Source organism: Salegentibacter profundi (assembly GCF_054121475.1).
Window position 1 is genome coordinate 156,694 of sequence record NZ_JBSYGG010000007.1, and the last position, 11,214, is coordinate 167,907.

7 protein-coding genes are annotated in these 11,214 nt (G+C 43.0%); 6 read left to right on the forward strand and 1 reads right to left on the reverse strand.

Annotated features, from left to right (window positions below):
• Positions 1-57 precede the first annotated feature (57 nt).
• The gene (locus tag ACW6NC_RS10930) at positions 58-1,518 is read right to left on the reverse strand and encodes an aminoacyl-histidine dipeptidase (RefSeq protein WP_457866004.1); all 1,461 of its coding nucleotides are present in this window, start codon (positions 1,516-1,518) and stop codon (positions 58-60) included.
• Between the two features lie 124 nt (positions 1,519-1,642).
• Between ACW6NC_RS10930 and ACW6NC_RS10935 the strand changes: the two genes are divergently transcribed.
• From ACW6NC_RS10935 to ACW6NC_RS10960, 6 genes are all read left to right on the forward strand, one after another.
• Positions 1,643-2,737, forward strand: coding sequence for a DUF3810 domain-containing protein (locus ACW6NC_RS10935; RefSeq protein WP_457866006.1), 1,095 nt, complete (start codon positions 1,643-1,645; stop codon positions 2,735-2,737).
• A gap of 64 nt (positions 2,738-2,801) precedes the next feature.
• The gene (locus ACW6NC_RS10940; RefSeq protein WP_457866008.1) at positions 2,802-5,771 is read left to right on the forward strand and encodes an amidohydrolase family protein; all 2,970 of its coding nucleotides are present in this window, start codon (positions 2,802-2,804) and stop codon (positions 5,769-5,771) included.
• A gap of 13 nt (positions 5,772-5,784) precedes the next feature.
• On the forward strand, positions 5,785-7,086 hold the full coding sequence (locus ACW6NC_RS10945; RefSeq protein ID WP_457866010.1) for an amidohydrolase family protein: 1,302 nt from the start codon (positions 5,785-5,787) through the stop codon (positions 7,084-7,086).
• 84 nt (positions 7,087-7,170) lie between these two features.
• The gene (locus ACW6NC_RS10950) at positions 7,171-7,980 is read left to right on the forward strand and encodes a TrmH family RNA methyltransferase (RefSeq protein WP_457866011.1); all 810 of its coding nucleotides are present in this window, start codon (positions 7,171-7,173) and stop codon (positions 7,978-7,980) included.
• An 18-nt stretch (positions 7,981-7,998) separates the two neighbouring features.
• Complete coding sequence (locus tag ACW6NC_RS10955; RefSeq protein ID WP_457866012.1) at positions 7,999-9,234, forward strand: M48 family metallopeptidase; 1,236 nt, start codon at positions 7,999-8,001, stop codon at positions 9,232-9,234.
• Positions 9,235-9,272: 38 nt separating this feature from the next.
• A complete protein-coding gene (locus ACW6NC_RS10960) occupies positions 9,273-11,168 on the forward strand; it encodes a RelA/SpoT family protein (RefSeq protein WP_457866013.1) in 1,896 nt (631 codons plus the stop codon).
• Positions 11,169-11,214 lie beyond the last annotated feature (46 nt).

The following is an 11,214-nucleotide window of genomic DNA, read 5'->3' on the forward strand; positions in this document are numbered from 1 at the left end:
AAATTAAAAAGGCTGTCAGTTTATTTGACAGCCTTTTTAATTATGGGAAAATATGCGCTATTTCTTCGGAATGTTCTTTAGAACATCCTGTAAAAACTTCCAGTATTTTTGAGCAGATGAAATGCTGGCACGTTCATCGGGAGAGTGTGCTCCCCGTATAGTAGGTCCAAATGATATCATATCCATTTCCGGATAATGATGCCCTATTATACCGCACTCCAGTCCGGCGTGACAGGCTGCAATATCGGCCTTTGTATTATTGTGTTTCTGATAAAGCTCATCTAAAACTTTTAAAATAGCAGAATTGGGATTTGGTGCCCAGCCCGGATATTCGCCAGAAAATTTTACTTTAAAGCCGGCTAGCTCAAAAGCAGCCTGCAGATTATGGGCAAGATCGTTCTTCGAGGACTCCACCGAGGAGCGTGTCAGACAATTAACCTTCACCTTCCCATCTGCAATGCTTACACTGGCGATATTATTGGAGGCCTCCACTAATCCTTCTATGTCCGGGCTCATGCGATAAACCCCATTATGCGCTGCGGAAAGTGCCCTTATGACATCAAGCTGATCTTCTACCTTCATGACCTTGGCAGGAACATCAACTTCTACAATTTCTATTTCCAAGTTGGGCTCCAGAGAAGAAAATTCAGCTTTAATTTCCCTAACCTGGACTAAGGTTTCATTGAGAAAGGTTTCCGTGTTAGAGCGGTCAATGGCGACAATAGCATTACTTTCGCGTGGAATAGCATTTCGCAGACCACCTCCATCGAATTCCGAGAGGCGTAACCCGAAATCCTTATTGGATTCATACAACACCCGGGTAAGCAACTTATTGGCATTAGCCAGGCCTTTAATAATGTCCATGCCTGAATGGCCGCCTTTCAAACCTTTGACTTTTATTTTATAACCCACGGAATTATCCGGAGTGTCTTCCAGTTCATAATCCCGAAGTGCGGTGATATCAACTCCCCCGGCGCAGCCAATTCCGATTTCATCATCTTCTTCAGTATCGAGATTGAGCAGGATCTCTCCCTTTAACATTGACGGATTAAGGTTTTTAGCCCCGGTCATGCCCGTTTCTTCATCTATCGTAAATAGGGCCTCGATATCAGGGTGAGGGAGGTCTTTACTCTCCAGGATGGCCATCATACTGGCAACGCCAAGCCCGTTATCCGCTCCCAGGGTTGTCCCTTCCGCTTTTACCCAATCTCCATCCACATACATTTGGATTCCAGAATTATCAAAATCGAAATCAGTATCATTATTCTTCTGGTGCACCATATCCAGGTGGGCCTGTAAGACAATCGACTTACGGTCTTCCATACCTGGGGTGGCAGGTTTACGGATTAGTACATTTCCAGTTTGGTCAACCTGGGTTTCCAGTTGAAGTTTCTCCCCGAAATCCTTGATAAAGGCTATAACCCGATCCTCATTCTTAGAAGGCCGTGGTACAGCATTGAGATCAGCAAAGTTATTCCATAATTCTTTAGGTTCCAGGTTTCTTATTTCTTCATTCATTGCGTTAAAATTTGGTATATTCACAAAGGTATTGGTAATTACCCAAGAAGGAAAATGAAAAACTTATTTTGGCAGAAATTAACCAAACCGTGGCTCATCCAAGGATAAATGTTATTTTTGAAAGGTGAAAAGGAAAAGCCTCTATGTACTTGCCGGCCTGCTGCCAGTCCAGATCATAGTCATTGGTCTTTTGGCAGAGTACCCCTTGTTTATTGAAGACTATTATAGCCGTGGTATATATCCATGGATCTCAAGTTTGATGCGCTTTCCCCTGGGGTTCCTCCCTTTTAGTCTCGGAGATTTTCTTTATGCCGTACTGGTGCTGATGCTCCTGATTTGGATCCTCCGCAGGTTTAGGACCAGATTCCGAAATCCCAGAAAATGGATCATAGACGCCCTTGCTACCCTTTCGGTAGTTTATGCTTGTTTTCATCTGATCTGGGGTTTAAATTATTACCGGCTGCCATTGCATCAGACCCTGGAAGTAGAACACGATTATACCACCGAAGAACTTATCCTTTTATCGGAAAAACTCATTGCCAAATCCAACCAATTGCACAAGGAATTGGAAACCGATGATTCTTTAGCCATAGCCATACCGTATTCCAAAAAGGAGTTATTTGAGCAAACCATTATTGGCTATGACCATCTAAGTCAGGAATTCCCTGAGCTCAGGTACAAAAATTCTAATATAAAACGATCGCTTTACAGTATACCTTTAACCTATATGGGGTTCAACGGATATTTGAATCCCCTGACTGGAGAGGCCCAGGTTAACACCCAGATTGTAAAATTTAAAATTCCGACTACCGCAAGTCATGAAATCGGTCATCAGTTGGGTTTTGCCAAGGAGAATGAGGCCAATTTCATAGCCTGTCTGGTTACGATGAATCATCCCGATGTGTATTTCAGGTATGCCGGTTATACCTTTGCCCTGCGATATAGTTTAAATGAATTGTACCGCCGGGACAAGAAGAAATTTGAAGTCTTAAAGAATAAAATCAGACCAGGAATCCTGGCAAACTACCGTGAAGTTGATGATTTCTGGTTACGGCATCAGAACCCATTCGAACCCTTGTTCCAGGCTACCTATAACAGGTATCTTATGGTTAATAACCAATCCGAAGGCATGAAAAGCTATAGTTATGTGGTCGCCCTTCTGGTGAATTATTTCTCAGGAGAAAAAAATACCGCGGTGCCCGGCACAGGCTTTTATTAAAATTTTCTTATTTTACGCCCTTTTCTAACAAAAAATTTGCATTCCAATTAAACCTTTAGATTTTATGAAATTAAAATTTCTACTGTTTGTATTTCTGGCAGCCACTCAACTACAGGCCCAGGAATACTTCCCTAAAAATGATGGTGTAAAAACCACAAAGACCGGTACTACAGTCTTTAAAAATGCCAATATCCATGTTAATCCTACCACCGTGATTACCAACGGAATGTTTGCCGTAAAAGATGGCAAGATCAGTGCTGTTGGCCAGGATATCAGCATACCCCCCAATAGCCAGATTATAGATCTCAAAGGTAAAGAGGTCTATCCTTCTTTTATCGATCTGTACAGCGAGTTCGGTATAGCCAAACCCAAAGCGGCGGACAACGGAAATGGTCAACCCCAATATGAAGCCAGCAGAGAAGGATATTACTGGAATGACCACATTCGTCCCGATAATGATCCTCTCTCTACCTTTAGTTTTGATAAAGGTTTATCAGACAAGTTACATAAAGCAGGTTTCGGAGTTGTCAATACCCACCTTGCCGATGGCATTATAAGAGGAAACGGGGTGCTGGTGGCTCTTAATCCTGACGGTAGTGACGGGGACCGAATCCTAAATCAACGTTCAGGGCAATATTTATCCTTTGATAAAAGCAAAACTTCCCGTCAGGCCTATCCTACCTCAAAAATGGGTGCTATGGCTCTTATCCGGCAGGCATACCTGGATGCCCAGTGGTATGCCAAAGGAAAAGCTCAGAATAAGGATTTGGCTTTAGAAGCCTTAAACCGCAATAAAGACCTTTTACAAATTTTCGCTACCGATAACCTTCTTGATGAGCTTAGAGCAGCAAAAATCGGTAAGGAATTCGGTCTGGGGTATACCATCCTGGGAAGTGGATTTGAATATGAAAGCCTGGATGAGATCAAAGAAAGCGGAGCCACTTATATTGTGCCTTTAAAATTTCCGGAGGCCTACGATGTGGAGGATCCATTTATGGCCTCACAGGTTAGCCTTCACGAGATGAAACGCTGGAATCAAGCTCCGGCCAATCTTAAAATGCTTGCAGAGCACGATGTGCCTTTTACCATCACCACCCAGGGCATTGATCCTGAAAAAAATTTCAGAAAGCACCTGATAAAGGCTGTAGAGTACGGCCTTAGCAAAGAGGATGCCATGGCAGCTTTAACCACCGTCCCTGCCCGTCTCCTTGGTCAGGAAAACCGCCTGGGAAGCATTAAAGAAGGGGCATGGGCTAATTTTATCATTACCTCAGGTGATTTTTTCGATAAGGAAACCACCCTGTATGAAAATTGGATCCAGGGTCAGAGAGCAGTTCTTGAGAATATGAACATCACTAAGATCGAAGGTGAATACAACCTGGCAGTAGGCCAAGAGACCTATGAATTAAAGATCACCGGGGAGCCAGCAAAACCAAAAGCAGAGGTGAAATTGAATGATACAAAAATTGGTTCAAAATTAAGCTTTGTTGACAATTGGATGAACCTGCTGCTTTCCTCGCCTGATACTACAAAAACCGAATTCATCAGATTGGTTGCCAACGTGCCCTCTCAAACCGATAAGATTTCAGGAAGAGCTATACTTGCCAATGGTAAGGAAACAACCTTTACTGCTGTAAAGGAGGAAGGCCAGGTAACGCAAAAGGAAAAAGAAGAGGAGTCAGAGAAGACCCCAGAAGTAAAACCCGTAAGTTATCCCAATAATGCCTACGGATTCCATGAAAAACCCACGGAGGAAACCCTGCTTTTTACCAATGCAACGGTTTGGACCAATGAAAAGGAAGGAATCCTGGAAAATACCGATGTGCTTGTCCGCAATGGAAAGATTTCCAAAATCGGACAGGATCTCAGTGCTGGCAATGCTACTGTAATAGACGCTACCGGAAAACATTTGACCTCAGGAATTATCGATGAACATTCCCATATTGCCGCCTCTGCCATCAATGAAGCAGGTCATAATTCTTCCGCCGAAGTCACCATGGAAGATGTTGTAGATCCTACCGATATTAACATTTACCGAAATCTGGCCGGTGGGGTAACTACCATCCAGCTCTTACACGGTTCGGCCAACCCCATTGGAGGAAGGTCAGCAATTTTAAGACTTAAATGGGGGGAATCTGCCGAGGATATGATCTTTGAGCAGGCTCCTGGGTTCATCAAGTTTGCCCTTGGAGAAAACGTAAAACAATCTAACTGGGGGAGTCGTTCTAGATTTCCTCAATCCCGCATGGGGGTTGAACAGGTTTTCACCGATTACTTTACCCGCGCCCGCCACTATGAGGAAAACAAGAAGAGGGATAAGGATTACCGGAAAGATCTAGAAATGGAAACCATCGTGGAGATTCTCAATATGGACCGCTATGTTTCGGCACACTCCTATGTTCAAAGTGAGATCAATATGTTGATGAAAGTGGCTGAGAATTTCGATTTCAACATCAACACTTTCACTCACATACTTGAAGGTTACAAATTGGCCGATAAGATGAGAGAACACGGCGCCGGTGGCTCCACGTTCTCTGATTGGTGGGCTTATAAATTTGAAGTTAATGACGCGATCCCATTCAATGCACCTATTATGCACAGCCAGGGAGTCACCGTAGCCATAAATAGTGATGATGCAGAAATGAGTCGTAGGCTCAATCAGGAAGCAGCCAAAAGCGTAAAGTATGGAGGAGTCTCCGAGGAAGATGCCTGGAAGTTCGTTACCCTTAATCCGGCGAAATTACTCCATATAGATGACAAAGTAGGGAGTATCAAACCAGGAAAGGATGCCGATCTGGTCCTATGGAATGATCATCCCCTGTCGGTATATGCTAAACCTGAGAAAACGCTCATTCAGGGAAAAGTATATTTTGATATCGAAAGAGATCAGCAATTGCGCGAGAGGATTTCAGCGCAACGAAATGAACTGATCACTCAGATGTTGAAAGCGAAAAACAACGGGGTAAAAACCCAGCCAGTAACCCAAAAGAAAGAACAACACATCCACTGTGACTTCCTAGAAGAAATCCACTAAAATTAAAAAGACAATGAGAATAACATATCTATTCATATTCGTATTTATCTGTTCTTTAAGTACAGGGCTTGCACAACAAACCCCTGCCCCAAAACAAACCGAGACCATAAGTATTGTAGGGGCCACAGCCCATATCGGGAATGGACAGGTAATAGAAAACAGTATCCTCATTTTTGAGGAAGGCAAAATCACTGCCATAGGCAGCCAAGATCAAATTGAGCCGGAAGGAGAGCTTATCAGGGCTGAAGGAAAACATCTTTATCCAGGGTTTATTGCCGCCAATGCCACCTTAGGATTGGTAGAGGTTGACGCCGTTCGCGCTACCGATGATGAAGAAGAGCTTGGTACAATGCTGCCTCATATTCGCAGTCTTATCGCATATAATGCTGAAAGTAAATTGATAGAATCGATGCGCCCTAATGGCGTGCTGATGGGACAGATCACTCCGCGCGGGGGCAGAATATCCGGCACCTCCTCTATCATGCAATTTGATGCCTGGAACTGGGAGGATGCTGTGGTTAAAGAGGATGATGCCATTCATATAAACTGGCCTGGAAGTTTTACCCGTGGACGCTGGTGGGCCGGGGAAGATCCAGGGATCAAGCCCAGCGAAGAATATCAAAGTCGTCTCCGGGATTTGACCGATTTTTTTAATTCCTCCCGTGCCTACTTGCAGGGGGAAAGAAAGGTTAAGCACCTGCCCTACCTGGCTATGGAAAGCGTTTTCAATGGGGATAAAAAAGTTTTCGTTCACGTAGATGGCCAAAGAGAGATCCAGGATGTAATCCAGTTCAAGAAAGACCAAAACCTCGAGGAGCTGGTTATTGTGGGAGGCTATAATGCCCATAAATTAAGCGATAAACTAAAAGAAAATGATATCCCAGTTTTAATCACACGAGTCCACAGCAGACCTGAAAACGAAGATGATGATTATGACCTTCCCTACAAATTGGCAACCCTGCTCCATAAAGAGGGCGTATTGGTTGGCTTACAAAGCAGTGGACAAATGGAAAGGATGAACACCCGAAATCTTCCATTTTATGCAGGCACTACTGTGGCCTATGGTATGGATAAAGAAGATGCCCTTTCCCTTATCACCTCCAACGTAGCAGAGATCCTGGGAATAGCAGACTTTGCGGGAAGTCTGGAGGAAGGAAAAGACGCGACGCTCTTTATTAGCCAGGGCGATGCGCTTGATATGCGCGGCAATATAATAGAAAAGGCCTTCATCCAGGGACGAGATATAAGCCTGGAGAGTCATCAAACCGAGTTATATAATCGCTATATGAATAAATACGAACGCCAGGGAAAATAATTTCTACCGATATACTCAATAAAAAAGCTCTCAAATTGGGAGCTTTTTTATTTGTCATCATGTAAATCTGATTAATTTTACCCTATGTACAAGCAAATAAGCAGTTCGCAAAACAAAGAGATAAGGCACCTGCATCAGCTTCAGGAAAAATCGCGCATACGTCGACGGGAAGGCGTATTTTTAGTAGAAGGAATTAGGGAAACAAGATTGGCGTTGAAAGGAGGTTTTAAGCTAAAAAAGATCTTTTTTTGCCAAGCCCTGTTTCCTGCAGAGAATCTTCATGAATTAATCGAAGGTTTGGATCAAAAGCCTGATATTATCGAATTAACTTCAGAGGTTTATGAAAAGATCGCTTACCGCGGCAGCACAGAAGGGCTTTTGACTCTTTTTGAAACTCGTGATATAAGCCTGGCTGATATAAAATTTAACACTGAAAACCCTCTAATTCTAGTGGCTGAGGCCCCTGAAAAACCGGGTAATATCGGAGCGATCCTGCGCACAGCTGATGCTGCAGGTCTTGATTTGGTCATTATTGCCAATCCAAAAACCGACCTTTTTAATCCCAATATCATCCGATCCAGCGTTGGCTGTGTTTTTACCTCCCCTATGGCCACTGGTAGCACAGAAGAGATCATTGACTTTTTAAAAAGAAATAATATAAAAATTTATGCTGCAGCACTTCAGGCTTCTATTGACTACACCAGTATAAAGTATACAGGTGCTTCGGCAATCGTGGTAGGAACAGAGGCTACTGGACTCGAGGATTCCTGGCTGGAAAATTCAGAAGAAAACATCATCATTCCCATGAATGGTGAAATAGATTCTATGAATGTTTCAGTTGCCGCCGGAATTCTTATTTTTGAAGCAAAAAGACAACGGTCCGTTCGTCATTAATCTCCAAAATCAAAGCATTTGAATCCCCAAACTCTTTATTATATCATCATTGCAATTATTGTCCTGGATTTTCTTGTTGACAAGATCCTCGATAGCCTCAATGCCAAACATTTTGATGACCCCGTCCCCGAAGAGCTCGACGATGTATATGATGATGAAGCTTATCAAAAATCACAGCGTTATAAAAAAGAGCGTTATCGCTTTGGGTTGATTACTTCCAGCTTTTCCCTGGTTCTCACCTTGGGCTTTATTGTCTTTGGGGGGTTCCCCTGGGTAGATAGTATTGCCAGAAACATTAGTGATCACCCCATCTGGATTGCCCTGATTTTCTTCGCAATCATTATGTTGGGAAGTGACCTCCTTACTACACCCTTTTCCTGGTACAGTACTTTTGTCATTGAAGAAAAATACGGATTCAACAAAACCACAAAGAAAACCTTCTGGCTTGACAAGCTCAAAGGATGGATCATGATGAGTATTATTGGAGGCGGTATCCTTGCTGCAATTGTCTGGTTCTATGAATTTGCCGGTAAGGATTTCTGGTGGTATACCTGGATCCTGGTGGCGATCTCTGTGATTTTTATGAATATGTTTTATGCCAGACTCATTGTTCCGATCTTCAATAAGCAAACTCCGCTCGAAGAAGGATCCCTGCGCAATAAGATTGAGAACTATGCAAAAAGCGTTGGTTTTAAACTCGACAACATCTTTGTCATAGACGGGTCCAAAAGAAGCACCAAGGCCAACGCCTATTTTTCAGGTTTTGGAAGGGAAAAACGCATCACCTTATATGATACCCTGATCAATGATCTCGAGGAAGAAGAGATCGTGGCGGTATTGGCCCACGAGGTAGGCCATTATAAGAAAAAGCATATCATTACCAATCTGGCAGTCTCGGTCCTTACCACCGGATTCACCCTTTGGCTTTTATCCTTACTGGTTGGTAGTCCGGTGCTATCACAGGCTCTTGGAGTAGAGATCCCATCTTTTCATGTAGGTCTGGTCGCCTTTGGAATCCTCTACAGCCCTATCTCTGAAATCACCGGATTGATCATGAACCTGATCTCAAGAAAATTCGAATACCAGGCCGATGATTTTGCACGAAAAACCTATTCAGCACAACCACTGATCTCGGGTCTAAAAAAGTTATCTGGTAATAATTTAAGCAATCTCACCCCGCACAAAGCTTATGTTTTTATGCATTACTCTCATCCTCCGCTACTGCAGCGATACAGGAATTTAACCGGGGCCTGATTTTTGTTTCATTTAAATCTTAATCGTATATTCAGGTTATGACAGAAGCAGCTATAGAAAAAGAAAATAAACAAATTGCCAGGCAATATAAAGAGCTCCTACGCATTAGTTACCGGAGCTTAAGCGATGAGGATAAAAAACTGATCAGAAAAGCTTTTGATATCTCGGTAGAGGCGCATAAAGATCAACGGAGAAAATCCGGTGAGGCCTATATATTCCACCCAATTGCTGTGGCAAAAATTGTGGCTTCAGAGATTGGACTCGATGCTACTTCCATTGCTGCCGCCCTCTTACACGATGTCGTTGAAGATACCAAATATACCGTAGAAGAAATCCAGGAAATGTTTGGGGAAACGGTAGCAAAAATTGTCAATGGCCTCACTAAGATTTCCAGCCTTAAAAAGGATAAGGATGTTTCCCTTCAGGCTGAAAACTTTAGGAAGATGCTTCTTACCCTCAATGATGATGTACGGGTTATCATCATTAAGATAGCTGACAGGCTTCACAATATGCAAACCATGGATGTGATGCGACCTGATAAACAGGAAAAAATCGCTTCGGAAACCCTATACATCTATGCTCCTCTGGCTCACCGTATCGGCCTGTATAATATTAAAACAGAACTTGAAGACCTTGGGTTAAAATATACAGAACCAGAGGTATACAAGGATATACATACTAAGATAAAGGAAAGCAAGGAGGAGCAGGATGCCTATATCAAGGAGTTTTCCCGTGTCATTGAAGATTCTCTGAACCAGGAGGATCTGGAATATGAAATTAAAGGCAGACCAAAATCCATATATTCGATACACCGGAAAATGAAAGCACAGAATGTGTCTTTCGAGGAAGTCTATGACAAATTCGCCATCCGAATTATTTACAAAAGTAATCCTGCCACTGAAAAGTTTTTGGCCTGGAAAATCTATTCTATCGTTACCGATCACTTTCGGCCAAATCCTACCCGCTTGCGTGACTGGATATCCTCTCCAAAATCCACAGGTTACGAAGCCCTTCATATCACGGTTATGGGTCCCAAGGGTCGTTGGGTAGAGGTGCAGATAAGGAGTGACCGGATGAATGAAATAGCAGAAAAAGGTTATGCAGCCCACTACAAATACAAACAGGGAGACGTTCAGGAGGATCACGGTATTGAAGAGTGGTTGAACAAACTGCAGGAAGCCCTTGAGAATCCAGATGTCAATGCTGTGGATTTCGTGGAACAGTTTAAACTCAATCTTTATTCCAAGGAGATCTTTGTATTCACCCCTCAGGGTGACCTTAAATCCCTGCCTAAAGGAGCCACTCCTCTGGACTTTGCTTTCAGTATCCACACTGAGGTAGGCTTAAGAACCCGGGGGGCCAGGGTAAATAATAAACTAGTGCCGTTAAGCCACGAACTAAAAAGCGGTGATCAGGTCGAGATAATAACTTCGGAAAGTGCCAAACCCAATATCAACTGGTTGGATTATGCCACCACGGCGAGAGCCAGGGCCAAGATAAAATCTTCCCTAAAAGAAGAAAAGAAAGAGATCGCCGAAGAAGGAAAGGCTATTCTGGCACGAAAACTAAAAGCCCAGAAAATTCCATTCAACGAGAAGACGGTGAACGAACTGGTGGTGTTTTTTAATTTAAAAACCAGTCTGGACCTATTTTACCGGGTAGGAATTGGGAAGATAGACAATCAAAAGCTCAAGGAGTTTGCCAGTTCCCGCAGTAATGCCCTGGTCAGCTATATAAAACGTAAGATCAAAAAACCGGTTATTGCAGAGGATCTCAATAAGGACGAAATCACCACGCGATACGATCAATTGGTCTTTGGCCGTGATGAAGATGAAACCCTTGAATATAAAATGGGATCAAGCCTAATAGTTGTGTTTAAGCAAAGATTGTGGTTAATCTGTATAGAAAGAATTCTACATTTTTCACTCCTCTGAATTGAGCCCTAAACGCTTTAATTTTAGCATTGAATGATTCTGCTGA

Excerpts from the sequence above, each read along its gene's own strand:
- ACW6NC_RS10930 (WP_457866004.1), bottom strand. The coding sequence starts at position 1,518 with ATGAATGAAGAAATAAGAAACCTGGAACCTAAAGAATTATGGAATAAC.
- ACW6NC_RS10940 (WP_457866008.1), top strand. The coding sequence starts at position 2,802 with ATGAAATTAAAATTTCTACTGTTTGTATTTCTGGCAGCCACTCAACTA.
- ACW6NC_RS10945 (WP_457866010.1), top strand. The coding sequence starts at position 5,785 with ATGAGAATAACATATCTATTCATATTCGTATTTATCTGTTCTTTAAGT.
- ACW6NC_RS10950 (WP_457866011.1), top strand. The coding sequence starts at position 7,171 with ATGTACAAGCAAATAAGCAGTTCGCAAAACAAAGAGATAAGGCACCTG.
- ACW6NC_RS10960 (WP_457866013.1), top strand. The coding sequence starts at position 9,273 with ATGACAGAAGCAGCTATAGAAAAAGAAAATAAACAAATTGCCAGGCAA.